The following is a 26,542-nucleotide window of genomic DNA, read 5'->3' as shown; positions in this document are numbered from 1 at the left end:
ATTCATCATGTAATTCATTCGGTTACAAGCATAGTATAACTTAAAAAGTTAATCATAATAAAATATTGACATTCAATCGACGTGTAACTAAAATGATTACGTGTAATCAATTTAATTACAACTTGATTCTCGATACAGGAGGGCTACAAAATGAAAATCGGAATTATCGGTGCAAGCGGGAAAGCAGGCAGCCTTATTTTGAAGGAAGCAGTTAGTCGGGGACATCAAGTTACGGCTATCGTAAGGGATCAATCAAAACTTAAAGACACAAATGTTGCGGTGCTTGAAAAAAATTTCTTGAACCTCACACAAGATGATGTTAAGCAGTTTGACGTGGTCGTAAATGCTTTTGGTGCGCCGCTTGGTGAAGAGCAGGCACATGTCGATGCCGGACATGCTCTTATTGAGGCAGTAAAAGGAACGGATACAAGAATCATCGTTGTTGGAGGAGCTGGAAGTCTGTATGTCGATGAAAATAAAACGGTTCGGTTAATTGATACACCCGAATTTCCGGATTTCGTGAAACCGACTGCGAAGGGCCAAGGCCGAAATTTTGAAGAATTACAGACAACAACTGGTATTACATGGACATTTCTCAGTCCTTCCGCAGTATTTGATGCGGAAGGAAAAAGAACTGGATCTTATCAGTCAGGAAAAGATCATCTTCTAGTGAATTCTAAAGGTGAAAGCTATATCAGCTATGCGGATTACGCCATTGCAGTTATTGATGAAATTGAAAAACCACAGCACATAAACGAACGTTTTACTGTCGTTGGTGAGGCAGAGTAAGTAGTGACGGCATAAATCGCAGATCGAATAATTTTGAAGGAGATCTTTATGAATCCAAAGGAGCTTACTCTGATCTATGTGTGGGATGCATACTGCGGTTGGTGTTATGGGTTCTCGAAGAGCCTTCAAGCTTTTCATGAGAATCATCCAGAGTTGGCCCTGACCGTCTTGTCTGGAGGCCTATTCGTAAATAATAAAAAGCTTCCAATAGCCTCTTTCCCACACATTCCAGAAGCAAATAAAAGAATCAGCCAGCTGACGGGCGCAGAGTTTGGCGCCCCTTACCAAAGGTTGTTGGAAGAAGGTACGTTTGTTATGGACTCCGAGGCGGCGGCTAAAGGCTTGTCTGCACTGCGTTTCTTCGCACCGGAACGTTCCTATTATTTAGCCTCGTCTATACAACATGCGTTTTATTACGAAGGCAAGAGTCTCAGCGACCCAGCAACTTACCGGGAAATTGCTATTGCTAACAATCTTGATCCAGAGGCGGTTCTGGCACGGTTCGGGGACGTGGCTTCCACCAAAGATGCCCATGCAGACTTTGCAAAGGTTCAGCAGCTTGGTGTCCAAGGCTACCCGACATTGCTTTTGCAAAAAGGTGACGAATTGATCGGGCTTGGCGGAGGTGTTATGACCGCCGAGAAGATCGAGAATCGTTTGCGAAGTGTCATTTCATAATGATTATCGAAACGTTCCCATCTGCAGGGGACACGCAAAAACGCTTGCCCATATGGGGTGGGCGTTTTTGTTTTTGCAGAAAGAAGTCTTCTTGCTTTTAAAGAAGAGGGAATTTTCCACCGACAATCGAAATAGGCTAATATCCTATTTAAGCGGAGGTCTTTATGGAAAACCCCATTTTAAAACGGATCGGAACTGTATTTATCCCCGTGAGCAACATCGAGAAAGCGAGAGACTGGTACTGTGACATTTTAGGGCTCAAAGCTGATGGTGACATTCAGTTTGGGCATCTTTACGTCATCCCTATGCAAGGTACAGGGATTGTGCTGGACAGCAAAATTTATGCTAAGGATCGAGTGTTTCAGACGCCACCCTTCCACATTGAAACTGATGACATTGAAGAAGCATTCAGCTATATGAGTAACAAAAACGTTGAAATGGTCACGCCAATCGAACATCATCATTACTTTAACTTCAAAGATCCTGACGGGAACGTTTTGATGGTATGCAAATGTTAAAGGGGGTGTCAGAAATCGAAAAGATTGAATATCGCCTGAAAGAACTGGGCCTTGAGCTTCCGGAGGCAGTGGTGCCGTTGTACAGTTATGTGCCGGTCACGATCCACCATGGGACGGCATACATGAGCGGCCAGGTACCGAGGATTGATGGAAGTGTGCCGTATCCGGGAAAGGTCGGTCAAGATGTAACGGTTGAGCAGGCCCGTGAACTCGCTGAGTACTGCGTGCTGAAAGGGCTCAGCGTACTGAAGGCAGAAATCGGAAGCCTGGACCGGGTGGAGCGGGTATTAAAGGTGACCGGCTTTGTCCAGACGGCATCCGGATTTTATGAACCGTCGAAAGTTCTCGATGCGGCTTCCGAACTGCTGGTGAAGATCTTCGGCGAGAAAGGACGTCATGCCCGCTCTGCCATTGGTGCGGCGGAACTGCCGGACAACACCCCGGTTGAGATTGAGTTTATTTTTGCAGTGGATATTCCGGCAGAATAAACGTGGATTCGAAAACGCTTGTCCCAAGGGATTGAGCGTTTTTCTTTTTGGCCATGGGCAGCCCTCAATGGCTTACTGCTTTCCAGATTAGGGAATGAGAAAGGTGGAAACGCTGATTGCATACAGACAGCATGAGACAGGAGCAGTGGTGAGATGGAAAACAATCTTACAAAAATAGATGAAATCAAAGATGCGTTGAATGCGAGGTTCCAGGAGCGCGAAGCCGAGATCGAGGCAATCCTGGTTGCGGCGCTGGCGCGGCAGCATATCCTCATGATCGGTCCTGCCGGCACGGCGAAATCCGCGCTGGTCATGGAGCTTTCAAAGATGATTCAGGGGACGAAGTACTTCCAGTGGCTGCTGACGAGGTTCAGCACGCCGGAGGAGCTGTTCGGCCCGTTGTCGCTGAAGGACCTGGAGCAGGGCGTCTACAAGCGGAATACGAAAAACAAGATGCCGGAGGCGCATGTGGCGTTTCTGGATGAGATTTTCAAAGCCAACAGTGCGATCCTGAACAGCCTGCTGACCCTGCTGAATGAGCGGGTCTTTTACAATGACGGTGCTCCGGTTCAGGTGCCGCTTATGTCGGTGATCGGGGCGTCCAACGAATTTCCGGAAGACGGGGAGGGGCTTGAAGCCCTGTTCGACCGTTTTCTCCTCCGGTTTGAAGTCGATTACATCGCCGATGAAGCGAATTTCATTGCGATGATGAAGGACTCGGGGCAACATCAGCAGATGCCGACGATGACCCTGGAGGAACTGATCGACCTTCAGCATCTGACGGATCAGGTCGCCATCCAGGACGACGTCTATACGGCCCTAGTGAAAATAAGGAACGAGCTCCGGGATGAGGGGATCCGACCTTCCGACCGCAGGTTCAAGCAGTCATTATCCCTCCTGCAGGCGAGGGCACTGATCAACAAGCGGAAGACCGTGCTGACGGAAGACCTGATTCTTCTCGAACATTCCCTTTGGGAGACGACCGACCAGAAAGAGGCCGTATGTATCATCGTACGCAAACACGCCCAGGACGCCCTGGTCAGGACGCTTGATTCGCTGAAACATGAGGCCAAGGACATCTTTGAGCGGGTCAGGAAGGATCAGTCGGCCGAGTATGGCATGGAAGCCTCCCAGAAGCTGAAAAAGCTGGAGGCAGACCTGGATCAGTTGAAAGCACGCCATGAAGGCAGAGGCGAAGAAATCGATACGGTCCTCCTGAAAGTGAAGTCGATGCAGCAGGAACTCGCCGTGCACTCGATGTATGACGGAGAAACTGGCCAGGATACGTCCGGGATCTACTACAGAATGTGAGGTGATTCCGGATGAGGGAGACGAAAGCCGAACAGAATGTGTCTGTACTGAACACAGACGCGTTCGACAAGAGGCGATTCAAGGAGATTCTGGAGATGTCACAGGGTCTCCGAGAGCTCAGGGATGAAGCGGTCATGCCGAGTTTCGAGCCGCTGCTTGGGGACATCTGGGCTTCCCTGTACAAAATGAAGCCGGCACTTACTGATGAAGAAGTGACAGGATCCCTTGCGGCCAACAAACAGGTCATGCAGGCGATCATGGCCGATCCGTCCTTTGAGTCGTTTCGGCATTTCACCCGCCTAAATGACTGGGCTTCCGCGATCAGCACGCTCAAAACCGGTGAAAAGGCCCACCAATGGCTCGTCCGGCAGACCGAAAAAGACCGGATCCTGAGGGAGCAGCTCCGGAATGTCCGGGAACAGTTCAACCGGCAGCAAGACCAGCCTAATCCGGAAGCCCTCGCGGAAAGCCTGGAAGAATTCAATGAAAAGCTCAAGCAGACGATTGAATTCAATCTGGAAAGCTTCCGGCAGTCGATGGACCAGGCTCGGGACGAGGCCCAGCAGGGCGGAGAATGGCTGAAGTCCCTTCTTGGCGGAAGCCGCGCGGGAAGCGGCGATGCGGAACTGAGAAAAGTCCCTTTGCGCGACAAGATCTACCTGGCGGAGAAAATCTCAACCGACCGCAGGCTGAAGGAAATCGCGGACTGGGCGGGGCGCTTTAAGCAGACAGCCCGGAAAAAGCAAAAGGCAAAGCAGACCGAGTCGGTGGCCAGGCAGGGCGTCACGACCGGGATTGACGTCGAGAATTTGCTTCCGGTCGAACTCAGCCTCTATACGCATCCGATGACGAAAATGGATTTCCTCCGGCGCTTCTCGGAAAGGCAGACGATGCAATTTGAACTGAAAGGACCCGAACCTCTCAATAAGGGCCCGATCGTCATCTGCCTGGACCAGTCGGACAGCATGAGGGAGCTGGACACACAGTCAAAAGGGTTTGTCCTTGCCTTGATGTCGATTGCGAAAAGACAGAAGCGGGACCTGTGCCTGATCTTGTTTTCTTCACAGGTCCGGCAGTTTGAATTCAGCAAAGGCGACATCGGAGCGTCCCAAATTGTCAAGCTCGCCGAGGCCTTTCTGGGAGGCGGGACAAAATTCGAACTTGCCCTCGGTGAAGCTTTGGAGGTCATCGGCGAAAGCCGCTTTAAAGAGGCGGACCTTGTGTTTGTCACGGACGGTGAAGATCAGGTAACGGATGAATTCCTGGAGCGGTTCAACCAATTAAAACGCGAGAAGGCCTTCCAGGTGCTGTCTATGCTCATCGGCACCAATCCCGAATCGGTCGAACCGTTCACCGACCGGGTGGTCCAGGTCAGTGATTTCAACGAAGAAGGCAGCTTTACTGCCTTTGAAGTGTAAGCTGAACGGGTATGCTCTCCTCTCCTTTTGTAAATGCTGAAAAGGAACAACTCAGAGGAGGAGACAGCATGCTGAAGCTTCAGACACAACTTGAAGGGCAAGTGGCATCTTACGGCATTGTGAGCGACTGCATTCGTGATCTCGGCTATCATATGGGCGGAAACTGGGACTATGACCATGGCTGCTTTGACCATATCCTTTGCCAGGAAGGCGGCGAAACCATCTATGTCCGGCTTCCGTTCGTCGTCGTGGACGGCCAGCTGGACCACCCGTTTGCCACCATCCGGTTCGGAACACCATACGTGATCAAGCACGTGGTGCATCTTGGGCTGGAACATGACGGAAGTTCCCTGCTGGATGCAACCGGTTTTAGCCAGTTCCAGAGTCCGGTGGACAAAGACGGGAACATCACGAATAAAAACAGGTGGATTCATGCGGGAGAAATGGCTGTAGAAGATCTCATGGACTGCATGCATTCGCAGGGATTGCTGAAAACGAGCTGAAAAGCAGTGTCCGTTTTGAACATAGCTTGCAATAGTCCTCGGGTCTGGCTTGGCCATTTTAACCCATACCATTTGAAAATCCGGCAATCTGAATAGGTAATTTGTGCTGAATTTTCAAAAAAGGTTGATTTCCATATTTCACCTTGTTATGATCGGATTATCAACGAACCGACCGACAATTGAATAAATGCCTTTCTTATATAGAGAAGTGGAGGGACTGGCCCTGCGAAGCTTCAGCAACAGACTCAATTTGAGAACTGTGCTAATTCCAGCAGCATCTAATGCTGAAATATAAGAAGAGAATTAAATTGATGACGCTGTAAAACAATCCTCTTCTTATTCTGAGAAGGGGATTTTTGTTTGTTCAATTTGGGGAGGTGCGAATAATTTGGAGGGATTTTTATAATCATAAAACCTACTATTCCTATAGGTTTATAAAATTTTTTTCTCGGGCGTGAAAGGAGGAAATTTGTATCGTTAATTGGCTTGGAGAAGTATTGGGCACTGTAATCTGATCAAAGTAACAACCAACAAAAGGGGGAGTCAACATGAGTTATTTGGAGGGCACAGGGAGTTTGTCAGGTTCTTTAGACTTGGTGAAAGCACCGGACGTGCTGTCGAAGGAGTTTGAAGAATTAATAGGAGCGATTGCGGCGGATTTTCAGAAACGGAATGCAAGTGAAGAGCGTGAGCATCCTTTTGAGGCAATCCGTTTGGTAAAGGAATATCGTTTGGGGGCTATTCAATTACCTGAAAACGAAGGGGGCACTGGTGCTTCGTTTGTCGATCTGTTCAAGACAATTATCAGGGTGGCTGAAGCTGATCCGGACGTTGCCCATATCTTGCGTTCGCATTTCCTATTTGTAGAAAGTTTGCTTCAGGCACCGGATACCGCATTGAAAGAGCGTATGTTACTGGAAGTCCGTCAGGGAGCGTTGTTTGGCAATGCATATACCGAAAACTCCAAGCATGCTGCCGGAGGCGGCATCTATAACACAAGACTGACCAGGGATGGGAACCGCTATGTTTTGAACGGTGAGAAGTATTTCAGTACAGGAACCTATTACTCGGATTATACAGTTGTCCTTGCAATGTTAGGGGAAACACCCCGACAGGTGATTGTTCCTGTCACAAGAAAGGGTGTTTCGATGCTGGATGATTGGGACGGGTTTGGCCAGAAGTTTACAGGCAGCGGAACGACAAGGTTTGAGAATGTATCTGTAGATGAAAGTGAAATATTTGTTACCAGTGGGGAAACAGAAAAATATCAGGCACTGCCACAACTGTACCTACAGGGCATTGTTGCCGGCATCCTAAGAAATATCGTAACGGATTCAGTGGAGCTGATCGGAAAAAGAAAGCGTGCCTTCTTCCACTCCAATTCAGATGACCTTAAACAAGATGTGCAGCTTCAGGAAGTGGTCGGCAGACTTTCAAGCTATGCGTTTGCAGCGGAATCGATTGTGCTTGCCGCAGCAAAAAGTATTGACGACGTTTCGTTGGCGGGTACCGATTCCCTCATTGCGCGGCATTCATCTTCCTTGAAAGCGGCGCAAGCCAAGATCGCGATTGAGGATTTCGCACATAAGGCGGCAACCCTGCTGTTTGAAGCCGGAGGAGCTTCTGCTACCAGACAATCAGCGAACCTCGATCGGCATTGGCGAAATATCCGCACGCTTTCATCCCATAACCCGACTCTGTACAAAGCAAGAGCGATTGGAAATTATCACATCAATCAAGTCCTCTTACCGGAAAATGTTTATTTCTGAGCAGGTCGGAGTTGCAGGTTAAAACAATTGATTGGAGGCGAAGGCTATAAAACCAAAAACCGCATTATCTGGCCGCCGTTTATTCGGTTATCCCGTCAGGCTGTTGATCGGATTGCTGGCCATCCTCATATTTATGGCAGGGGATGGAGTTGAACAGGCGTTTCTATCCAAATATATGGTCGACTTAGGTTTTAGCATTGACCAGTCGGCTTTGGTCTTCAGCATTTACGGTATTACTCTTGCGCTCGGTTCCTGGCTGGCAGGCGTTCTCTCAGAAGCCTACGGACCGAGACGGATTATGTTAGCAGGATTGGTAATTTGGGTTTTGTTTGAAATCGGCTTTCTCGTATTCGGTCTGGGACAGCAAAACCTTCTAATGATTTTGCTGATGTATGGCATACGTGGTTTTGGATATCCATTGTTTGCTTTCGCGTTTATCGTTTGGGTGGCCTACATTACCGAGGAGCATAAGCTGGCAACAGCAATGGGATGGTTCTTCTTTATGTTTTCCGGAGGTATCGGATTTTTGGGCGCGTTTTATCCCAGCATCGTGATAGATGTATTTGGATATATGGGTACCCTGTGGTCGTCGCTCATATGGATCATTCTTGGCGGAGTGATTGGAATCTTGGCTGTTGATGATAAGGACATTGACGGTAACCCGATCGGGGGAAAAGATTCAAGGCAAACCATTTCAGTACTTTCCAAAGGCATCACGATTTTGTGGAAGCGGCCGAAAGTGGCTGCGGGCGGAATTTTGCGCACGATCAACACATCGGCATGGTACGGGTATGTAGTCATTTTACCGGTGTTTTTCACCTCTGTTTTACAATTCGAAACCTCGCAGTGGTTACTGATCTGGTCGGTCTGTTCTCTCAGCAACATGGTATTCAACGTGATTTGGGGAATGATTGGGGATAAGGTCGGATGGTTGTTTGTAGTGAGATGGTTTGGGTGTGTCGGATCGGCAATTGCTTGTGTTGTCTTTTACTATGTTCCGCTCGCATACGGAAATCATTTCGGTGTGGCCATGGGCGTTGCTGTTTTCTTCGGTTGCGCAATCGCCGCCTTTACCCCATTGTCGGCGATTTTGCCTTCATTGGCTCCTGAAGACAAAGGGGTCGCCATGTCTATTTTGAACTTGGGGGCTGGGCTCAGTTCGTTTGTCGGACCAGTCATTGTTGGAGTGGCCAATGCCGCATTTGGAATGGAGGGAGTGGCTTGGGCATTTGGAATCCTTTATCTCACAAGTTTTGCCTTGACACCGATGTTGAAAACGGATGCCCAGGTTCAGTCGAAATCTGCCGGCCGGACGGCCATTGCCCGATAAATAAGGAACTGTGAATCATTGCGTATAAATCATATCGGAGGAGATCTTTTGACGACAAATAAGAGGATATACTTGAATGCTTTTGACATGAATTGTGCCGGTCACCAATCCCCTGGACTCTGGAAACATCCGGATGACGAGTCACATCGTTATACCGACATGGACTACTGGATGGAACTCGCGCAAATTTTGGAACGCGGACGTTTTGATGCCGTTTTTCTCGCTGATGTATTGGGAACTTATGATGTTTATCAAAATTCTCGGAATGCAGCTGTGCGGCAGGCAGCACAAGTTCCATTAAATGACCCAATGTTTGTGGTCCCGCTGATGGCGAGCGTGACCAAACACCTGGGGTTCGGAGTAACAGCCTCCACAAGTTATGAACATCCGTACAGCTTTGCCCGCAAGATGTCCACGTTGGACCATTTGACAAATGGCCGAATCGGCTGGAATATCGTGACTTCATATTTAAACAGCGCTGCGGTCAACTTAGGATTGGATCGACAAATCAGCCATGACGAACGCTATGAAATTGCTGAAGAGTATTTGGAGGTATGCTACAAATTGTGGGAGAGTAGCTGGGAGGACGACGCTGTCATCCGTGATGCAGAAAAAAATCTCTACACGGACCCCGAGAAGGTTCATGATATTCAGCATGAAGGGAAACACTTCAAAGTGCCTGGCGCACATCTGAGCGAGCCTTCTCCGCAGAGGACCCCCGTAATTTATCAGGCCGGCGCATCTTCACGGGGCCGCAAATTTGCAGCACAGCATGCGGAATGTGTATTTATCAGTGTACCGACTATTTCAATTGCAAAAAGTTACGTCGAAAAACTTCGTGCGGAAGCAGCAAGCTTCGGTCGGAATCCCAACGAAATCAAGGTGTTGTGTCTGTTTACCCCGATTGTCGGAAAGACACAAACTGAAGCTGAAGAAAAGTTTTTATCTTATCAGAAGCATGCAAGCTACGAGGGGGCACTTGCCTTATTTGGAGGCTGGACGGGGATCGACTTCTCGGATTACGAACCCCAAGAAAAACTTCGGTTTGTCAAAAACGATGCGATACACTCTGCGATCGAGACATTCACCAAGATCGATCCGGATAAGCAATGGACCGTTGAAGAGGTAGCCAAGTTCGTCGGTGTGGGCGGCATCGGCCCGGTTGCGGTAGGCACACCTGAAAAAATAGCCGACACGATGGAACAGTGGATCAATGAAGCCGGCGTCGACGGATTCAATATTGCCTATGCAGTGACACCCGGAACATTTAAAGATTTTGTCAACGATGTGGTTCCTGTTCTGCAAGATCGTGGCCTGGTTCAAAAAGAGTACGGAGGCCGTACACTACGAGCCAACCTCACAGGAAAAGACCGGCTCCCTAAACATCACCCGGGCAAATCCAACCTGAAAGAAACCATACCGGCACAATAAATCGGACAAGTGATGCCAGCTTGAAGGTGATTAAGAGATTGCCTGTTTAATGTGAGCTTACTAAAAAACGCCCGTCCCGAGAGGACAGGCGTTTTTTATGCTTTTCGGGCGTCCTTAGTGTACTTTCCCGAGACGATGGTGTACTTTCACAATCAATGTTTGCAAAAACCATATCGCACAGTTACTGCGCGTTAATATGGTGGTGTTTTCAAGCGCTCTTATCTTTGTCTCGGTAGTCAAGCCGGAGGAAACGAGGAGTTTTCCTTCGGGCTTTTTTATTATGGTACTCCTGAATTAATTTCTGTAGGCCATCACGGTCAACCAATTCAACTTGATTTGATTTTGCGGATATCTCTGCTTTTTTGCTGAAATAGCGATTAGTGATTACTATCTTTCTTTGCACTTTCCATTGCCCCGCTCCTCCACAAACTTCATTAACTGCCGCAACCCCAACGGTTTTCCCTTCACCATAACACTTTGCCTGAATACCGGTTTTAACCTTTCCTTTTATAGTGATTAAGTCAATTCCATAATCAGTATGGGGAGTGATTTCAACATAATGGTCCAAGCCATCAAATAATTCGGAAAGGAAGACTTCAAATTCTGTTCCTGACATCTGGTCGATTTCTACAAGGGAGAAATGTTCAATCTTTTGGTTTTTATTGGAGAAGAGTGATGATGGAAGCATTGATTTCATGTTCTTAATGGCCATTTTTACTTTGTTAACGGCTACGTAAAGCAGACAAATGAAGTATACGGGAATTAACAACCACAATAATTTAAATGCTATTCCCACCATCGTGGTTGCCAAAAAGGTATAAAGGGCCAGGATTGATTTTTCTCTTAATTTCCAGTACTCAACATGGCGTGTACGACGAAAAGATTTGTGTAGCCCGAATAAGAAAAATAACACAACATTAACTGAAACCAAGGCAATACCAAATACAAGGAGTTGGATTATTTCATATTGGCTGATTCTTATTTCATAAGCTACCCACATACCAAATATCATAATGAAAACTCTTTGAAGGTTTGTCATCTGAATTTTGGATGTAAAAGCATCTGTGCTCTTTCTTCTTCCACGTTTCTTTTTCATTTTTGGACTCCCTTCCCTCTGTTGTTAATAGGGTGTCCAAAATGAAATGCTGACCGTACAAGTAAAGTTCTGGAAAATGAACGGGTAAGATAGGGGCTCGATCGCAATCAAAAAACTCCGGTGCATTTCCGGAGTCACCTTGTTATCGAATGTTCAATTTAATCCCCCGTCAAAATCACTCCACCAAAACTCCCGCCGAGTACCTGCTTCCCATGCTGGTTTTCGCAGCGGAATGTCGCGTAGATCGTGGTTTTCCGTTCATCCTTCTTTTCCAGCTGCTCGATGGTGACGTCACAGACAATCGTGTCTCCGGTGAATACGGGCCGGAAGAATTCGAAGTTCATCGTGCGGGCGAGCACGTTATTGTCGCCGCCGACTTTCGTGGGCAGTGTCGCAGTCAGCAGTCCCTGGACGATGAGCCGATCGAGCTCATCGGGCTGGACGTGGTGGTCGCCTTCATCCTTCGAGACTTTCGTGAACAGCTCCACGTCTTCCTTGGTAAATGTCCGCTCGAATCGGATCACATCCCCCGCTTTGATCCCCATCTTTGTTTCCCCGATCTCCCTCATGCATGATTCCCCCTTCAGTTTACTGGCGTTCCTTGTAAAGAATTGTAGCAGTCCGGGGCGGTCCATTGCCAAGGGCTACATGTTTGCGAGACAATGTTAATAGACTATTTTAAATAAAAAGGAGGAAGGGACATGAATGTCAAGGAGCTGGACACGCCGGCACTGCTGATAGACCAAGAAATTCTTCTCGAAAATATCCGCTCGATGCAAGCATATGCCGATGCAAACGGAGTGAAACTGCGGCCCCACACGAAGACGCACAAGATGCCGGTTGTGGCCAAGATGCAGGAAAAAGCGGGTGCATCGGGCATTACTGTCGCCAAGACCGGAGAAGCGGAAGTGATGGCGGCGCGGGGTCTGAACAATATTTTCATCGCCAACCAGGTCGTCGGCAAGACGAAGCTCGAGCGAGTCCGGAAACTAGCGGAGACCATTGATATCTCATTCGGGGTGGACAGCCCGGTCCAGATCAGACAGATCGAAGAGGTGTTCCGGGGCGCACAAAAGCCGGCACAGGTGCTTGTGGAGATCGAAGTAGGCGAGAAGCGATCGGGGGTCATCGAAGAGGCTGATTTTCACGAGCTCCTAAAAGAAATCCGCAGCAGTGAACACGTCCGTTTCCGCGGCGTCTTTTCTCATGACGGCCATACGTACAAGGCGGAAAGTGCGGAACAGTGCCGGGAACTGTTCGAAGAAGCATCGGCACGGACGCTGCGGTTCGCGGAGATCGCACGGGAAGCGGGGATGGAGCCGGAAACCGTGAGCATCGGTTCGACGCCGCCGTTCCTGCTGGGTTTCAACATCCCCGAGGGCATTACGGAGATCCGGCCCGGCACGTATGTGTTCATGGATGCCTCCCAGTCGAATGTGCTCGGTGACTACGGCCGCTGCGCTGCCACAATCCTGACAACCATCATCAGCAAACCGACCCGCGAACGTGTGATCACCGACGTCGGGGCGAAGGGCATCACCGCCCAGACCCGGACAGCCGGCATCACGGCCACCAAGGGACTCGGGAAAATCAAAGAGTTCGACGATGTGTTCGTCGACGGCGTATTCGACGAGCATGCCATCATCTACAATGAAGGCTTTAGCCGCCAGGTGGAGATCGGCGACAAGGTCCGGATCATCCCGAACCATATCTGTCCGGTCTGCAACCTGCATGAGCGCGCCTGGCTCGTCTCGGGGGACGGAGTTGTCGACGAAATACCGGTCGAGGCCAGAGGAAAGTTAAACTGACTGGTCCAAAGGCCTAAGTTTCCGACTATTTTACCATTTTAGAAATCTCGAGTTGACCGATGAAGATTCTTCCTGTAAGATGGCAATCAAATCAAAATATTCTTATCCAGAGCGGCGGAGGGAACTGGCCCGATGAAGCCCGGCAACCTTCAGGCGATGCCTGAAAGGTGCCACATCCAGCCGGACATCCGTTTGTCCGGGAAGATAAGAGAGAACGGGACATTCGGCCTCTCTGATCATTCAGGGAGGCTTTTCGTATCCCATCAAAACTGAATAACGAATTCTTATCAAGAGCGGCGGAGGGACTGGCCCGACGATGCCCGGCAACCACCAGACAATGTCTGGAAAGGTGCTAATTCCTGTGGGAAGCAATTCCCAAGAGATAAGAAGAGAACGGGAAACCCGCGCGCTCTTCTTAGAAGAGGGCGTTTTTTTTAATCCATACATACACAACGAAGGGGAGAGGACACACATGAAAAACACGAAAATCAAACTGCTCGGACTGGCAGCGGCGGCACTACTGGCACTGGCGGGATGCTCATCATCAAACGCGGAGGAAGACGGCAACCCGGAAAAGATCCGCGTGGACTACGCGCATTACTCACCGACAAGTCTGGTCCTGAAAAAGTTCGGCTGGCTGGAGGAGGAATTTGAGGAAGACGGAATCAAGGTCGAGTGGGCGTTCAGCCAGGGCAGCAACAAGGCACTGGAATTCCTGAACAGCAACAGCGTCGACTTCGGTTCGGCGGCCGGAGCGGCATCGCTCATGTCGAAGGCGAACGGCGCACCGATCCAAAACGTCTACATCGCCTCGAAGCCGGAATGGACGGCACTCGTCACAGACCCGGAATCCGGCATCGGAAGCGTGGAAGACCTGAAGGGCAAGAAAATCGCAGCGACGCTCGGCACGGACCCGTACATCTTCCTGCTGCGGGCGCTGGATGAGGCCGGCCTGTCAGCTGACGACGTGGAAATCGTGAACCTGCAGCACGGCGACGGCGCAAGCTCCCTTACGACGGGAGCGGTCGATGCCTGGGCAGGCCTTGACCCGCACATGGCGCGGCTCGAAGTCGAGTCCGGATCGGAGCTGTTTTACCGGAACGAAGACTTCAACACTTACAGCTTCCTGAACGTCCGCGAAGAGTTTGCGGAAAAGTATCCGGAGCATGTCGAGCGGGTGATCGGGGCTTACGAGAAGGCGCGCCAGTGGGTGCTTGAGAACCCGGAAGAGGCTGCTGAACTGCTTGCGGAAGAAGCGGAGATCCCGCTTGAAGTCGCGGAAATCCAGATGGAACGCAACGACTTCTCCGAACCGGTTCCGGGAGATGCTCAGCGGGAAGCCCTGATCGAAGCGGGACGGATTCTGCAGGAAGGTGAAGTCATCAAGCCGGACGCGGATGTGGAGAAGCTGACGGATGAACTGATCGACCCGGCCTTCGCGGAGAAGGCGATCGGAGAGGAGTGACCGGAAAATGGTGAAACAGGCGATATCGATCCCCGGCACAAGCCGGCAGACAAAGGATAAAGCGAACGCCAAAAAGGGCGGTGCCCAAAAGGTCTTGCTCGGCGGCATCCTGCCGCTCGCCCTCGTCATCGTATGGGAAGCGCTCAGCCGGGCAGGAGTCTTTCCGGCCTACCAGTTGCCGGCACCGAGCGTGATTTTGTCGACCATCACCGGAATGGCGCAGGACGGTTCCCTCTGGAGCCATGTCGGCATCACGGTCTACCGCGTATTCGCAGGCTTTCTGATCGGGGCACTTGTCGCGGTCGTGCTCGGTTCCGTCGTCGGGTTCTATAAAAAGGCGGAGCATGTGCTCGACCCGACCATCCAGGCTTTCCGTTCGATCCCGTCGCTGGCATGGGTGCCGCTGTTCATCCTCTGGATGGGAATCGGCGAACCGTCCAAAGTGACGATGATCGCGGTCGGCGTGTTTTTCCCGGTTTACCTCAATACGGTGAGCGGCATCGCCGGAGTCGACCGGAAGCTGATCGAAGTCGGCCGCATGTACGGCCTGAACGCCTATCAGCTTGTCACGCGGGTCATCCTGCCGGCGGCGCTCCCGTCGTTTTTGACAGGGCTCCGGAGCGGGCTCGGACTCGGCTGGATGTTCGTCGTCGCAGCGGAACTGATGGGCGCAAGCCAGGGGCTCGGCTACCTGCTCGTCGTCGGCCAGAACACGCTATCCCCGGAGACGATCATCGCGAGCATCATCCTGTTCGCCGTCATCGGCAAGCTGTCCGACTGGATTCTGAAAATCATCGAAGAGCGCGCCCTGCACTATCAGGACCGCGCGGTTAAACCATAAATCGTAAAACGTGAAAGGGGGCCTCGGCCATGGCACTTGAACTGAAAAACGTCGGCCGCACATTCGACGGCCAGACAGCGGTCCGGAATGTCAATCTGTCCGCAGGGGAGGGCGAGATCATCGGTCTTCTCGGCACGAGTGGCTGCGGGAAAAGCACGCTGCTCCGGGCGATTTCGGGCCTGGACGGAAACTATGACGGAGAGATTCGGCTGAACGGCAAATTGGTGGACGGCGTGCAGGAGTCCGCGGGGTTTATCTTCCAGGAGCCGAGGCTATTCCCCTGGCTGACCGTTTTGGAAAACGTCACATTCGGATTGACCGGCAAGGCCGGGGAGAAGGAGAAAAAAGGGCGTGAGATTCTCAGGAAAGTCGGGCTCGGGGACAGCGAAAATCTGTATCCGAAGGAGCTGTCCGGCGGCATGGCGCAGCGCGTCGCGATTGCCCGGGCGCTCGTCACTTCTCCTGAGGTCCTGCTGCTGGACGAACCGTTCAGCGCATTGGACGCCTTCACGAAGATGCAGCTTCAGGACCTCCTGCTCGATATCTGGAAAGAGGCGGGCACGACGATGGTGCTCGTCACCCATGACATCGACGAAGCGCTATACCTTTGCGACAGGATCGTCATCCTGCGCGGACGGCCGGGAGAGGTCGTGCATGAAATCAGCGTCGGGGAGCCGCGGCCGAGACCTCGCGGCAGCACCCGTCTTGCGGAACTGAAGACCGACATACTGGAGAGTCTGGACCTGAGCCGGTCCTGAGAGGAGGAAACAGCATGACAATCGTAAAAGAAAAAATCTTGGCACCGCTGCCGGGCAACTATAACCTGGAGAACTATGATGAGATCCGCCGAACATTCACTTGGGAGGACGCCTCTTCCGAACTGTTCTGGAAGGCCGGCAAGGTGAATGCGGCCTATGCCACGGTCGACCGCCATGTCGACGAGGGCTACGGCGACAAAATCGCCCTCCATTACGCCAACGGGGACGAACGCCGGTCGCTGACTTTCCGCGAGGTGAAGGAAAAGACCGACCACTATGCGCGTGTGCTGAAAAAGCACGGCGTCAAAAAAGGCGACCGGGTCTTTGTCTTCCTGCCGAAAACACCGGAATGCTACATCGCGATTTTGTCGGTCATCAAGATTGGCGCTATCGCAGGCCCGCTGTTCGAAGCGTTCATGGAAGAAGCGGTCAAGGACCGGATCAACGATTGCAGCGGCACGCTGCTCATCACCGACCGGGAGCTCGGCAAGCGCGTCCCGCGTGAAGAGATCCCGTCGCTCCAAACGGTTTTGTACGACGATGAGATCGAAGCGGAAGATGTCGAAGCGGTTCCGGGCGAGGAACTGACCGAGTGGGTCGGGCCGGAAGACGGGATGCTGATCCACTACACGAGCGGTTCCACCGGCAAGCCGAAAGGCGTCCTCCATGCGCACCGCGCCGTTTCCCACCACTATGTCTCCGGCAAATGGGTGCTTGATGTGAAGGATGACGACGTCTACTGGTGCACGTCCCACCCGGGCTGGGTGACAGGCAGCGTCTACGGCCTGTTTGCGCCGTGGCTCAACCGTGCGACGGTCATCATCCAGGGCGGCCGCTTCAAAGCCGAAGACTGGTACCGCCTCATCGAGGAATTCGGCGTGACAATCTGGTACAGCGCACCGACCGCTTTCAGGATGCTGCTGTCAAAAGGAGATGCACTCAAACAGTTTGATCTGTCCTCGCTCCGCCACATCCTGAGCGTCGGCGAGCCGCTGAATCCGGAAGTCATCCATTGGGCATGGAACGAACTCGGCGTCCGCATCCACGACACATGGTGGATGACCGAAACCGGCGGGCACCTGATCGTGAACCTGCCTGCCGAGCCGATCAAGCCCGGCTCGATGGGCCGCCCGTTCCCGGGCATCACCGTCGGCATCCTGGACGAAAACGGGCAGGAACTGCCGCGCGGCGAAGTCGGCCAGCTGGCGATCAGGACCCCTTGGGCCGGCCTCATGAAGGAAATCTGGGGGAACAAAGACCGCTTCGACGCCTACTTTAAATACGAAGGCTGGTATCTGTCCGGCGACCTCGCCTACCAGGACGAGGACGATTACGTCTTCTTCCAGAGCCGCGATGACGACATGATCAACTCCTCCGGCGAACGCATCGGCCCGTTCGAAGTCGAAAGCAAGCTGATCGAGCACCCGGCGGTTGCCGAAGCAGGCGTCATCGGAAAGCCCGACCCGGTCCGCGGAGAAATCGTCAAGGCATTCATCACGCTCCGTCCGGGCTTCAGAGAGTCGGCAGAGCTGCTCGAAGACATCCGCGTATTCGTCAAGCAGGGCCTCGCCGCCCACGCCGCTCCGCGTGAGATTGAAGTGATGGAAGAGCTGCCGAAAACAGTGATCTCCGGCAAGATCCTCCGCCGCGAACTGAAGGCGCTGGAAGCGAAGCGGGCGGAGGAATCATCTGTTGCAACAGGGAACTGAACTCCCTAAGTAAGCTGTCCGGAAAGTGTACTGATTTGTTGATGACCCTATTCCTGAATCAAGAGACGCGGGAACAATATCAATAGTCCAGCTTGGACTGAATAGAAAGAGGGCCATATCATGAGAAAAAAATGGTGGACACTTATTGCAGTTTCACTTTTCCTTGCCGGATGTTCAAGCTCAAACGCTTCCGAAGATGGCGGAGACCGGACGATAAAAATTGGAGTAACCGGCGGGCCTCCGGAGGAAATCACAGAAATTGTGAAGGAAGAAGCGGCAAAGGAAGGCATCGATTTGGAAGTCGTCAAATTCAATGACTATATCACACCGAATCGGGCTTTAAGCGGCGAAGAGCTGGATTTGAACATGTTCCAGACCAAACAGTTCTTGGAGAATTATATCGAAGATCGCAATGACCCTCTCGCGATGGTAGGTACAACTTACAATAGTACGTATGGAATTTACTCCGAAAAATACGACAGTATTGATGAAATACCTGAAGGTGCCACATTGGGGATTATTAATGATCCTGTGAATATTGGACGCTCCCTCCTGCTGTATGAAGAGGTGGAATTGCTCCAGGTCGAGCAGAAAGACGGACTTCCGAAACTGAATGATATTAAAGAGAACCCGAAAAAATTTAAGTTCACGGAAATAGAAGGGCCACTCATGCTGCGTACGCTGGGCAGCATTGATGCAGGCGTAGTAGCGAGTACACATGCGATCGATCAGGGGATCAATCCATTGGAAGAAGCCATCTATTTGGAAACCGGCATGGAATTTCCGATGGTTGTAGCTTCCAGGGAAGAAGATAAAGATCACCCGGATTATAAAAGAATAACGGAACTGTATCATTCCGAGGCGGTGAAAGAGTTTATTGAAGAGAGATATGAAGGTGTAATTGTTGTGACAGATGACCCTTTCCAGGATGAGTAAGGGGGATGACAATGATTGAACTGAAGAACATCACCAAGACTTTTTATGGCCGGAAAACAAAAGTGGAAGCCTTAAAAAACATCAATATTGAAATCAAAGAAGGCGAAGTTTTCGGGATTATCGGGTTCAGCGGAGCAGGTAAAAGTACACTTCTCCGGGTCATTAATCTTCTTGAAAAACCGACATCCGGAGAAGTATTGATCAACGGCAAAAACTTACTGACTCTAAAGGAAAAAGAATTGCGGAATGTCAGGAAAAAGATCGGCATTATCTTTCAGCAATTTCATTTGCTCTCCTCCTATAACGTATTTGATAATGTAGCTGAAATCTTGAGGATGAATGGAGTCCCAAAACAGGAAATCAATAAAAAGGTGAAAGAGTTGCTTTTGCTTGTTGGTCTGGAAGATAAGGCGAACCAATATCCGGCCAATCTTTCAGGCGGGCAAAAGCAGCGTGTCGGTATTGCCCGCGCATTGGCAATGGATCCGGATATCCTCCTATGCGATGAAGCAACATCCGCTCTGGATCCTCAAACGACGGATTCCATATTGAAATTGCTGCTGGATATCAATAAAAAGCTTGGTTTGACCATCGTTTTGATTACCCATGAGATGGATGTCATCAAAAAAGTCTGTGACCGGGTTGCTGTCATGGAAAAGGGAGAAATCATTGAACAGGGGACTGTGCTCGATATTTTCAGCAATCCTGTGGAAGAAACAACCAACAACTTCGTTGGGAACGTCTACGAAAACTTGATTACAGAGGAAATGCTGACTGCATTACGGGGAGATGATCCATCTTTTATTCTGCGTTTGGCATTCCGGGGAGACTCGGCTCTGAATCCTGTTTTGAGTGAGGTGGCTACCAGCTACTCCGTCACCTCGAACATTGTTCATGGTTCCATCACGTATTTGAAAGGAACACCTTTGGGCATTTTGTTCGTACACCTTTCTGGTGATCCCGACAAACTAAGTCAGGCCATTTCTTACCTCGAAGAAAAGGTATACCGTGTGGAAGTCATCAGGGAAATCAGCGGGAAACCTAAGGAGGTATTGGTATAGCCATGTTGGATCGAATGGATGAGCTGGCTCCGCTGTTTGGCATCTCTTTATACGAGACGCTTGTCATGGTCATTGTTTCGCTGGTCATTGCGACCATCATCGGAATTCCTCTGGGGGTCCTGCTGGTCGTTACAAGACCGAATCATTTATACCCCAATAAGTGGATCTTCCAATTGTTAAATACAATCGTCAACATTATCCGGTCGCTTCCCTTTATCATTCTGATGCTTGCCATTATCCCGTTCACGGAGCTGATTGTCGGTACTTCTATCGGAATCCGCGGTGCCATTGTACCGCTCATCGTCTATATTGCCCCATACATTGCCAGACTCGTGGAAACAGCTTTCCTGGAAGTCAATTATGGAATTATCGAGGCATATAGAGGGATGGGGGCTTCCCGTTTTCAAATCATTATGAGGATCATGCTGAGGGAAGCACGGCCTGGGATTTTGCTTTGCATGACCATTGCCTTGATCGGTTTAATCGGCGCCACTGCCATGGCAGGTGTGATTGGGGCAGGCGGTCTTGGTGACCTGGCACTCAGATACGGCTATCAGCAATGGGATTTGCCGGTCATGTTCGGCACCGTCATCATCCTGATCGTACTCGTGCAGATCATCCAGTCCCTGGGGAACTATTTTGCAAAGAAACTGAAGATGTCCGCTTAATCGAACCCGGCAGCAATGAGATGGGCATTCGTCACTTTCAGGACGTGAATCGTCACTTTCATGGGCCGATTCGTCACTTTCGAGCAGCCAATCGTCACTTTCACGGGGCGAATCATCACTTTCGAGCTCCGATTCATCACTTTCACTCAAAGCCATCATCCGAACCGTATCGGATGATGGCTTTTCATTTCATGGGAGGAAACCCGCTCTCATAAAAAGAAGGATACCCGTACTACAAATGAGGGGGCAGGGAAGATGGGGGAATGCTTTATTTGCGACAAGCACGCAGGGAACATTGAAACGTCCGGAGCGGTGATATATGAAGATGAGCATGTGTACGTCGGACATATCGACAGGGGCGGCCAGCCGAACTACTTGGGACACATCATGATCGATTTAAAGCGGCATGTCCCCACGCTGGCAGACCTGACCATTGAGGAGGCCAAGACGTTCGGGATCACGATGGCCCGGGTAAGCAAAGCCCTGAAGGAATCGGAAAACGCCGAGCACATCTATTCATTCGTCTCGGGCAATGCAGTTCCTCACCTTCATATGCATCTGGTGGCACGTTATCCGGGCACGCCGCGGGAATATTGGGGACCGTCAGAAGTCTACGACTGGGAAGGCGCGCCGATGGGAGATGGAGAAGAGGTTGTCCGCCTTTGCGGTCGTCTGAAAGACTATATGGAGCAACACGCGGTATGACCGCTTTCAGCTGGGTGGGGAGCCAGGATGATTTTGTCGACTGCCCCGATGTTATTCAGTTAAATCATATCGTGGTGGGACGGTACGGAGGCAATTCAACGGCCGGCCAATCCAAGAATGAAGACGGCTGTCTGGTCTGGTTCAGCCGAGAGGAAGACTGGGAGCTTGCAATGGTTCTGGATGCCCACTATTCGGCTGAAAGTGCCGAGATCGTCCTGGAATTATTCAGGCAAGAGGAAAATGCCATCCGAACGCTGCTCGCATTGCCGGCTGTCCATGATGCATTCAGAGCCCTGGAAGAAAAAGTGCTGGACATGTTCCGCTCAGCTGAGTTCCTTTCCATTTGCCGGAAGGTCAAAGGGGAAACTGCATGTTTGATCACGGCAAGAAAAGGACGGTATGTATGGTGGCTGTCCGTCGGGGACTGCCTGCTTTACCTATTCCATCCCGAACTCACACGTATGGGGCAATATCAGTTGAATCAAAGGCAGTTCTATGAATGGATCGGCCAAGTGAACACGTTTGCACAGGAAGTTCCCTGCTACTCGATCGGCAGGAGGGAACTCCGTAAAGGGGAAAACCGGCTGTTCCTGACAACTGACGGCTTGATCGAATGTCCCGGTGCTCCTTACCCTGATCCTGTCCGAGTCGATCAGGCATTTTATGAAGGAGTTCCGGCTGCTGATACCGTCCATTCCATATTGGAAACCATTCAGAAAAGCGGAGTCAGGGACAGCACGACAATCATCACTTGGAATATAGAAGTGACCCGCGATGCTGTTTTGCCGAGTGATTTTGGTAAAGAATGATGGGGAATCGAGGGGCTCATAAAAAGAGGCATCATCCGGTTTTCCTGGATGATGCCTTTTATTCATTTGCCAGATGGAGTGTATCGGAGTAGGTAGTGGCGGCAGAAGACGAATTGCCGGTGTGGGATGTGTGAGTGCTCATGGACGGGGCTCAAGTACCTCCCTTAGGACCCTGGGTGCTTCTTTATTCCCGACAAGGTCCTGAAGGAAATTGGCGGTCCAGCTCAATGTCATAGTATAGGAATGGCTTTCTGAATCAGATTTGATATTCAGGCTCCCTCTTTCAGTAGCTTGGTGGCTGTTCAGCGGACGCCATCCCATTCATCATGAAACTCTGAAAGGAACGCCTCCATATACCGGTGTCTTTCTTCCGCGATCCGCCTGGCTTCCTCCGTGTTCATCAGGTCCTTCAGCTTCAGTAGCTTTTCGTAAAAGTGGGCGATCGACGTGCCGGTTGTGCGGTCCGGGTCATGGATCGCCTGACCGCGGCTGCCGCCGAAGGCGAAGGTGCGGGCAATGCCGATGGCGCCGATTGCATCCAGCCGGTCGGCGTCCTGGACGACCATTCCCTCGATTGTCGAAGGTCGCTTCGATCCGTTCTTGCTGAAGGAAACCTCTCCGATCATGGTGCAGACAACATCTGCCTGTGCGGGCGAAATCCCTTGCTCCTCCATGAATGCTTGTGCATTCGGCAGGCCATCGCCGCTGCCGAACAGTTTCGGGTCGTCCGCGTCGTGGAGCATTGCCGCCAGCCCCACAAGTTCCCGGTCGGCGCCTTCCGCTTCAGCTAGCCGCATCGCCATTCGGTACACCCGGAGGGTGTGGTGGACATCGTGCCCGGTCGCATCCTCGCCGAAGAGCCGGCTGATCCGCTCCAGAGCTGCCTCGTATAAAGCCGGATTCATCTAATCTCCCCCTTGTGAGCAGTTCGCTTCATTCTATCATTACGGAATGGGCAGGCAGGAACCTCAGGGAGGGATACCGATGAACATTCCCGGTGGGGGTTTTTGCCCAGCGAAAAACGGTTATAGTGAAACACGGCGTTCGTAAGCTGACACATTTCCGTATCAAAGTGAACCGTTGCCTCAACAGAATGATCCGTTGCGTAATCACCTTAAAGCCGCTTGTGATCACGTCAAATTCTGAGCTGATTCCACTGAAACCTCACTTGATCGACACCATCCAAAAATAAATATTCCGACTTCAAAAAATGGGTTGCATGGGTCATTTTTCTCTGCTAATATAAACGTTGTCCGATTGAGACACGGCCCCTTGGTCAAGCGGTTAAGACACCGCCCTTTCACGGCGGTAACACGGGTTCGAATCCCGTAGGGGTCATATATTTTGGAGGGGTAGCGAAGTGGCTAAACGCGGCGGACTGTAAATCCGCTCCTTCGGGTTCGGCAGTTCGAATCTGCCCCCCTCCACCACTTTTTATGTTTAAAACACCCGATCCCGGGTAACATTAAAAGGGCAACACTTCATAGCGTTGGGGTATAGCCAAGCGGTAAGGCAACGGACTTTGACTCCGTCATTCGTTGGTTCGAATCCAGCTACCCCAGCCATTTTTTTATTGTTCTTGAGCCATTAGCTCAGTTGGTAGAGCATCTGACTTTTAATCAGAGGGTCGCAGGTTCGAGCCCTGCATGGCTCATACGGAACGCCTTCCCGGCAGCGGGAAGGCGTTTTTTCATATTTCCTTATGAATTTTCCATCCCGCCCGTCTTGCGCTCCTTGCGATCCTCTTCATCCTCCTTGCCGTCACGCCTGATGTCCTGCTCCTCATTGATCTCCTTTTTGTCTTCAGCCGTCTCTTCCAAATCCTCCATCTGCTCTTCGATTTCCTCCATCTCCTCCTGATACTCCTCCTCGACCTCGGTGGTGGAGGGGATGAATGGATCCGTATTGTAATCCACTCGCTTGCCGTAGCGGAGCATCTCATAGATGACCATGCCGTTGTTCGGCATGCCGTTGATCGTTTTCATCGGAACCACGTCGAACAGCACATAATAAAACTGATAAAACAGGAAGCGGTTCCAGAAGGTCACGTATTCATTGATGATATCGTTTGCGATCAAGGCATTCAGAATTAATGCAGGGACCAGGTTGATCAGGATCGGCCCCGCGTAAATAAGGACGTAAACGAATTTGCCTTTGCGTTTAAGGTCATCATAGGAGAACCAGCTGTACAGGTGATAGTACCTTCGGACGTCGAAAATCCAGAATTTGAAGACGCGCGGCCCCGACCCGATTGTGAGGCGCGGATTCACCACGCCAAAGACCGCACTCGTGATCACATAGCCGAGCTCGCGCAGGAAGATGACCACCGGCAGGATGATAAATGCCGAGATGACCAATGAAATGAGATCCTGAAGTCCGAACACCGGCATCCCCTCCTATCCGCCCGTGGCTTCTACCCCATTGCTATACCCTTTAAACAGGCGGTGTATGGCTGCCACTTTATGGGGATGACTGTCCGTAAGGGGGACAGCGGGATTCCGCGGGGGAGATTGATATAATAGACATGGAATAATTGAGAGGGGGATTCGACGTTGATTCTGAATAACGCGAAACTGTACGGCCGGGAAGGCCTATGGACAATCGATATTGAGGATGGCCGGATCCGGTCGGTAACCGCTGCCGCAGAGACGGACGTGTCAGGGAAGGACGTAAGGGACCTGGAAGGCAAACTGGTCCTGCCGCCCTACGTGGAGCCGCATATCCACCTGGACTACGTATTCACCGCAGGCACGCCGCGCTGGAGCAAGTCGGGATCCGTCTTCGAGGGGATCGAGATCTGGGCAGAGCGCAAACAGCTGCTGAATGAAACGAAGGACGACCTCAAAAAGCGGGCGCTCCGGGCGATCGAACTCCAGGTAAAGAACGGCATCCAGCATGTCCGGACGCATGTCGATGTGAGCGACCCGACACTAAAGGGCATGGAAGCGCTGCTTGAAGTGAAGGAGGAAGTAAAACCGTGGGTGGACCTTCAGCTCGTGGCGTTTCCTCAGGAAGGGCTATACACGAAGCCGGACGGTGAAGAGCTGCTGATCCGCGCGATCGAAATGGGAGCGGACGTCATCGGCGGCATTCCGCATTATGAGCTCACCCGTGAAGAAGGCGTGAAGTCGGTGATCCGCGCGCTTGACCTTGCAGAGGAATACGGCAAGCTCGTCGACATCCACTGCGACGAGATCGACGACGACCAGTCGCGCTACCTGGAAGTGCTCGCGGGCGAAGCGCTCCGCCGGGGAATGGGCGACCGTGTGACGGCAAGCCACACAACCGCCATGGCTTCCTACAGCAACGCCTACACCTACAAGCTGTTCCAGACGCTGAAGCAGGCGGGCATCCATTTCGTGTCGCTGCCGAAGGCGAACCTCCATCTTCAGGGCCGCTTCGACGCACACCCGGTCCGCCGCGGGGTGACCCGGGTCAAGGAGATGCTCGCGGAAGACATTAATGTCTGCTTCGGGCTGGATTCGATCGTGGACCCGTGGTACCCGCTCGGCAACGGCGAACTGATGAGTGTGGTCGATGCCGGCCTCCACGCCTGCCACATGACCGACTACGCCCATATCGTCAAGGCGCTCGACCTGGTGAGCGTCAACGGTGCGAAGGCGCTCCATCTCGGTGACGATGAATACGGCGTCAGGGAAGGCAATCCGGCCAACCTGATCGTCATCCATGCCGACTCGGAGTACGAGGCGGTCCGCACACAGGCACCGGTTCTCCTGTCGGTACGGAACGGCAAAGTGATCACGGAGACGCAGCCGGCAGTGACAGAGACGACATTCCGGACGGAAGCATAAGCGTTACCTAATGAGGGAGGTGGACCCGTGCCGGTCCTCGAGATGAATGGCGTCAGGCTCAGGCCGCTTGAGCGCGGAGATTTCGAAGCGCTCTGGAATCTGTATTCGCCGGATATTTTCTTTTTTATGCTGAACCAGGTCGAGACGAAAGACCGTTTTGACCAATGGCTTGAAACGGGAATCACCGCGATGGAAACCGGGGACAGCTGCCTGGCGTTTGCGGTGGAAGACGCCGGTACGGGAGCCGTGATGGGGACGACCCGGATCTTCGGCATCGACCCGTTCAACAAGCTGTGCGAAATCGGCTCCACGTTCTACGGCAAGGAATACCAGCGAACCCATGTGAACACCACATCGAAGTATCTGCTGCTCCGCCACTGCTTTGAAGAAATGGACATGATCCGCGTCCAGTTCAAGACCGACTCGGAAAACAGGCGGTCGCAAAAAGCGCTCGAGCGGATCGGGGCGAAGCTGGAGGGCGTCATGCGGAACGAACGCATCCGATCCACCGGCAAGCCGCGCGACGTCCACCTCTATTCAATCATCGACCGCGAATGGCCGGAAGTGAAACAGCATCTGGAACGGCTGATGGACAGGGGTTAAAGAAGAAAAAAATCGGCATGCCGTCCGTAAACAGGA

General features: G+C 51.6%; 27 protein-coding genes, 4 tRNA genes and 3 riboswitches. Of the genes, 26 read left to right on the top strand and 5 right to left on the bottom strand.

Annotated elements, in window-relative coordinates; genetic code table 11:
- Positions 1-150 precede the first annotated feature (150 nt).
- The 10 genes from C772_RS04690 (at position 151) to C772_RS04645 (ending at position 10,235) form a co-directional block, all read left to right on the top strand.
- A complete protein-coding gene (locus tag C772_RS04690) occupies positions 151-789 on the top strand; it encodes an NAD(P)-dependent oxidoreductase (RefSeq protein WP_008297828.1) in 639 nt (212 codons plus the stop codon).
- 48 nt (positions 790-837) lie between these two features.
- Complete coding sequence (locus C772_RS04685; RefSeq protein WP_008297827.1) at positions 838-1,467, top strand: DsbA family protein; 630 nt, start codon at positions 838-840, stop codon at positions 1,465-1,467.
- Between the two features lie 164 nt (positions 1,468-1,631).
- Positions 1,632-1,985 (top strand): VOC family protein, encoded by a 354-nt coding sequence (locus tag C772_RS04680; RefSeq protein WP_008297825.1) that lies wholly within the window; start codon positions 1,632-1,634, stop codon positions 1,983-1,985.
- Positions 1,986-1,990: 5 nt separating this feature from the next.
- Positions 1,991-2,473 (top strand): RidA family protein, encoded by a 483-nt coding sequence (locus C772_RS04675; protein ID WP_235046368.1) that lies wholly within the window; start codon positions 1,991-1,993, stop codon positions 2,471-2,473.
- A gap of 153 nt (positions 2,474-2,626) precedes the next feature.
- Positions 2,627-3,784, top strand: coding sequence for an AAA family ATPase (locus tag C772_RS04670; RefSeq protein ID WP_008297823.1), 1,158 nt, complete (start codon positions 2,627-2,629; stop codon positions 3,782-3,784).
- Between the two features lie 11 nt (positions 3,785-3,795).
- Positions 3,796-5,202: a vWA domain-containing protein gene (locus C772_RS04665; RefSeq protein ID WP_008297822.1), complete on the top strand. Its 1,407-nt coding sequence runs from the start codon at positions 3,796-3,798 to the stop codon at positions 5,200-5,202.
- 68 nt (positions 5,203-5,270) lie between these two features.
- Positions 5,271-5,705 (top strand): YugN family protein, encoded by a 435-nt coding sequence (locus tag C772_RS04660; protein WP_008297821.1) that lies wholly within the window; start codon positions 5,271-5,273, stop codon positions 5,703-5,705.
- Positions 5,706-5,898: 193 nt separating this feature from the next.
- A riboswitch (SAM riboswitch) is annotated at positions 5,899-6,003 on the top strand.
- Positions 6,004-6,253: 250 nt separating this feature from the next.
- Entirely contained in the window at positions 6,254-7,474 is a 1,221-nt protein-coding gene (locus tag C772_RS04655) for an acyl-CoA dehydrogenase family protein (RefSeq protein ID WP_008297820.1), read from the top strand.
- 31 nt (positions 7,475-7,505) lie between these two features.
- On the top strand, positions 7,506-8,804 hold the full coding sequence (locus C772_RS04650) for an MFS transporter (protein ID WP_152419692.1): 1,299 nt from the start codon (positions 7,506-7,508) through the stop codon (positions 8,802-8,804).
- A 72-nt stretch (positions 8,805-8,876) separates the two neighbouring features.
- Positions 8,877-10,235 (top strand): LLM class flavin-dependent oxidoreductase, encoded by a 1,359-nt coding sequence (locus C772_RS04645; protein WP_268743599.1) that lies wholly within the window; start codon positions 8,877-8,879, stop codon positions 10,233-10,235.
- A gap of 208 nt (positions 10,236-10,443) precedes the next feature.
- Here C772_RS04645 and C772_RS16050 read toward each other — a convergent pair whose 3' ends face one another.
- On the bottom strand, positions 10,444-11,331 hold the full coding sequence (locus tag C772_RS16050; RefSeq protein ID WP_008297817.1) for a restriction endonuclease: 888 nt from the start codon (positions 11,329-11,331) through the stop codon (positions 10,444-10,446).
- Positions 11,332-11,489: 158 nt separating this feature from the next.
- Complete coding sequence (locus C772_RS04635) at positions 11,490-11,876, bottom strand: FAS1-like dehydratase domain-containing protein (RefSeq protein WP_035001486.1); 387 nt, start codon at positions 11,874-11,876, stop codon at positions 11,490-11,492.
- 156 nt (positions 11,877-12,032) lie between these two features.
- On the opposite strand from C772_RS04635, the gene C772_RS04630 reads away from it, so the two are divergent.
- The 8 genes from C772_RS04630 (at position 12,033) to C772_RS04595 (ending at position 20,577) form a co-directional block, all read left to right on the top strand.
- Positions 12,033-13,139, top strand: a complete 1,107-nt coding sequence (locus C772_RS04630; RefSeq protein ID WP_008297812.1) for a D-TA family PLP-dependent enzyme — start codon at positions 12,033-12,035, stop codon at positions 13,137-13,139.
- Positions 13,140-13,238: 99 nt separating this feature from the next.
- A riboswitch (SAM riboswitch) is annotated at positions 13,239-13,350 on the top strand.
- A 70-nt stretch (positions 13,351-13,420) separates the two neighbouring features.
- A riboswitch (SAM riboswitch) is annotated at positions 13,421-13,528 on the top strand.
- Positions 13,529-13,611: 83 nt separating this feature from the next.
- The gene (locus C772_RS04625; protein WP_035001395.1) at positions 13,612-14,604 is read left to right on the top strand and encodes an aliphatic sulfonate ABC transporter substrate-binding protein; all 993 of its coding nucleotides are present in this window, start codon (positions 13,612-13,614) and stop codon (positions 14,602-14,604) included.
- 7 nt (positions 14,605-14,611) lie between these two features.
- On the top strand, positions 14,612-15,445 hold the full coding sequence (locus C772_RS04620; RefSeq protein WP_008297808.1) for an ABC transporter permease: 834 nt from the start codon (positions 14,612-14,614) through the stop codon (positions 15,443-15,445).
- Between the two features lie 29 nt (positions 15,446-15,474).
- Complete coding sequence (locus tag C772_RS04615; protein ID WP_008297806.1) at positions 15,475-16,203, top strand: ABC transporter ATP-binding protein; 729 nt, start codon at positions 15,475-15,477, stop codon at positions 16,201-16,203.
- Positions 16,204-16,217: 14 nt separating this feature from the next.
- A complete protein-coding gene (acsA, locus tag C772_RS04610) occupies positions 16,218-17,912 on the top strand; it encodes an acetate--CoA ligase (protein WP_008297804.1) in 1,695 nt (564 codons plus the stop codon).
- 120 nt (positions 17,913-18,032) lie between these two features.
- The gene (locus tag C772_RS04605) at positions 18,033-18,848 is read left to right on the top strand and encodes a MetQ/NlpA family ABC transporter substrate-binding protein (RefSeq protein ID WP_008297802.1); all 816 of its coding nucleotides are present in this window, start codon (positions 18,033-18,035) and stop codon (positions 18,846-18,848) included.
- Between the two features lie 11 nt (positions 18,849-18,859).
- Entirely contained in the window at positions 18,860-19,909 is a 1,050-nt protein-coding gene (locus C772_RS04600; protein WP_008297801.1) for a methionine ABC transporter ATP-binding protein, read from the top strand.
- Positions 19,910-19,911: 2 nt separating this feature from the next.
- Positions 19,912-20,577 (top strand): methionine ABC transporter permease, encoded by a 666-nt coding sequence (locus tag C772_RS04595; RefSeq protein ID WP_008297799.1) that lies wholly within the window; start codon positions 19,912-19,914, stop codon positions 20,575-20,577.
- On the opposite strand, the gene C772_RS16630 is transcribed toward C772_RS04595, so the two are convergent.
- The gene (locus C772_RS16630) at positions 20,574-20,723 is read right to left on the bottom strand and encodes a hypothetical protein (protein WP_160162834.1); all 150 of its coding nucleotides are present in this window, start codon (positions 20,721-20,723) and stop codon (positions 20,574-20,576) included. The genes C772_RS04595 and C772_RS16630 overlap by 4 nt on opposite strands.
- A 109-nt stretch (positions 20,724-20,832) precedes the next feature.
- Here C772_RS16630 and C772_RS04590 point away from each other — a divergent pair, with 109 nt between their 5' ends.
- Both C772_RS04590 and C772_RS04585 read left to right on the top strand, forming a co-directional pair.
- Entirely contained in the window at positions 20,833-21,282 is a 450-nt protein-coding gene (locus C772_RS04590; protein ID WP_008297796.1) for an HIT family protein, read from the top strand.
- Positions 21,279-22,091, top strand: coding sequence for a protein phosphatase 2C domain-containing protein (locus C772_RS04585; protein ID WP_008297795.1), 813 nt, complete (start codon positions 21,279-21,281; stop codon positions 22,089-22,091). The genes C772_RS04590 and C772_RS04585 overlap by 4 nt, the downstream gene beginning before the upstream one ends.
- A gap of 302 nt (positions 22,092-22,393) precedes the next feature.
- On the opposite strand, the gene C772_RS04580 is transcribed toward C772_RS04585, so the two are convergent.
- Positions 22,394-22,996 carry an HD domain-containing protein gene (locus tag C772_RS04580; RefSeq protein WP_008297794.1) on the bottom strand — a complete coding sequence of 201 codons (603 nt, stop codon included), beginning with the start codon at positions 22,994-22,996 and terminating at the stop codon, positions 22,394-22,396.
- A gap of 361 nt (positions 22,997-23,357) precedes the next feature.
- Between C772_RS04580 and C772_RS04575 the strand changes: the two genes are divergently transcribed.
- From C772_RS04575 to C772_RS04560, 4 genes are all read left to right on the top strand, one after another.
- A tRNA-Glu gene (locus C772_RS04575) sits at positions 23,358-23,429 on the top strand.
- Positions 23,430-23,437: 8 nt separating this feature from the next.
- A tRNA-Tyr gene (locus C772_RS04570) sits at positions 23,438-23,521 on the top strand.
- Positions 23,522-23,581: 60 nt separating this feature from the next.
- Positions 23,582-23,656 (top strand) — tRNA-Gln (locus C772_RS04565).
- Positions 23,657-23,672: 16 nt separating this feature from the next.
- A tRNA-Lys gene (locus C772_RS04560) sits at positions 23,673-23,745 on the top strand.
- Positions 23,746-23,791: 46 nt separating this feature from the next.
- On the opposite strand, the gene C772_RS04555 is transcribed toward C772_RS04560, so the two are convergent.
- A complete protein-coding gene (locus tag C772_RS04555) occupies positions 23,792-24,481 on the bottom strand; it encodes a zinc metalloprotease (protein WP_407637183.1) in 690 nt (229 codons plus the stop codon).
- Between the two features lie 162 nt (positions 24,482-24,643).
- On the opposite strand from C772_RS04555, the gene codA reads away from it, so the two are divergent.
- Entirely contained in the window at positions 24,644-25,903 is a 1,260-nt protein-coding gene (codA, locus tag C772_RS04550) for a cytosine deaminase (RefSeq protein ID WP_008297792.1), read from the top strand.
- A 27-nt stretch (positions 25,904-25,930) separates the two neighbouring features.
- Positions 25,931-26,506 carry a GNAT family N-acetyltransferase gene (locus C772_RS04545; protein ID WP_008297791.1) on the top strand — a complete coding sequence of 192 codons (576 nt, stop codon included), beginning with the start codon at positions 25,931-25,933 and terminating at the stop codon, positions 26,504-26,506.
- Positions 26,507-26,542 lie beyond the last annotated feature (36 nt).

Origin of the sequence: Bhargavaea cecembensis DSE10 (assembly GCF_000348905.1) — a bacterium.
In the GTDB taxonomy this organism is placed as follows: domain Bacteria; phylum Bacillota; class Bacilli; order Bacillales_A; family Planococcaceae; genus Bhargavaea; species Bhargavaea cecembensis.
The sequence above is the reverse complement of the archived record's forward strand: the minus strand, read 5'-3'. Positions and strand labels throughout refer to the sequence as shown.

Bases quoted from the DNA above. Each gene is read 5' to 3' on its own strand.
- C772_RS04605 (WP_008297802.1), top strand. From the start codon at position 18,033: ATGAGAAAAAAATGGTGGACACTTATTGCAGTTTCACTTTTCCTTGCC.
- acsA (WP_008297804.1), top strand. From the start codon at position 16,218: ATGACAATCGTAAAAGAAAAAATCTTGGCACCGCTGCCGGGCAACTAT.
- C772_RS04690 (WP_008297828.1), top strand. From the start codon at position 151: ATGAAAATCGGAATTATCGGTGCAAGCGGGAAAGCAGGCAGCCTTATT.
- C772_RS04665 (WP_008297822.1), top strand. From the start codon at position 3,796: ATGAGGGAGACGAAAGCCGAACAGAATGTGTCTGTACTGAACACAGAC.
- C772_RS16050 (WP_008297817.1), bottom strand. From the start codon at position 11,331: ATGAAAAAGAAACGTGGAAGAAGAAAGAGCACAGATGCTTTTACATCC.
- C772_RS04685 (WP_008297827.1), top strand. From the start codon at position 838: ATGAATCCAAAGGAGCTTACTCTGATCTATGTGTGGGATGCATACTGC.
- C772_RS04655 (WP_008297820.1), top strand. From the start codon at position 6,254: ATGAGTTATTTGGAGGGCACAGGGAGTTTGTCAGGTTCTTTAGACTTG.
- C772_RS04585 (WP_008297795.1), top strand. From the start codon at position 21,279: ATGACCGCTTTCAGCTGGGTGGGGAGCCAGGATGATTTTGTCGACTGC.
- C772_RS04580 (WP_008297794.1), bottom strand. From the start codon at position 22,996: ATGAATCCGGCTTTATACGAGGCAGCTCTGGAGCGGATCAGCCGGCTC.
- C772_RS04660 (WP_008297821.1), top strand. From the start codon at position 5,271: ATGCTGAAGCTTCAGACACAACTTGAAGGGCAAGTGGCATCTTACGGC.
- C772_RS04555 (WP_407637183.1), bottom strand. From the start codon at position 24,481: ATGCCGGTGTTCGGACTTCAGGATCTCATTTCATTGGTCATCTCGGCA.
- C772_RS04600 (WP_008297801.1), top strand. From the start codon at position 18,860: ATGATTGAACTGAAGAACATCACCAAGACTTTTTATGGCCGGAAAACA.
- C772_RS04620 (WP_008297808.1), top strand. From the start codon at position 14,612: ATGGTGAAACAGGCGATATCGATCCCCGGCACAAGCCGGCAGACAAAG.
- C772_RS04590 (WP_008297796.1), top strand. From the start codon at position 20,833: ATGGGGGAATGCTTTATTTGCGACAAGCACGCAGGGAACATTGAAACG.
- C772_RS04635 (WP_035001486.1), bottom strand. From the start codon at position 11,876: ATGGGGATCAAAGCGGGGGATGTGATCCGATTCGAGCGGACATTTACC.
- C772_RS04630 (WP_008297812.1), top strand. From the start codon at position 12,033: ATGAATGTCAAGGAGCTGGACACGCCGGCACTGCTGATAGACCAAGAA.
- C772_RS04625 (WP_035001395.1), top strand. From the start codon at position 13,612: ATGAAAAACACGAAAATCAAACTGCTCGGACTGGCAGCGGCGGCACTA.
- C772_RS04595 (WP_008297799.1), top strand. From the start codon at position 19,912: ATGTTGGATCGAATGGATGAGCTGGCTCCGCTGTTTGGCATCTCTTTA.
- C772_RS04670 (WP_008297823.1), top strand. From the start codon at position 2,627: ATGGAAAACAATCTTACAAAAATAGATGAAATCAAAGATGCGTTGAAT.
- C772_RS04615 (WP_008297806.1), top strand. From the start codon at position 15,475: ATGGCACTTGAACTGAAAAACGTCGGCCGCACATTCGACGGCCAGACA.
- C772_RS04680 (WP_008297825.1), top strand. From the start codon at position 1,632: ATGGAAAACCCCATTTTAAAACGGATCGGAACTGTATTTATCCCCGTG.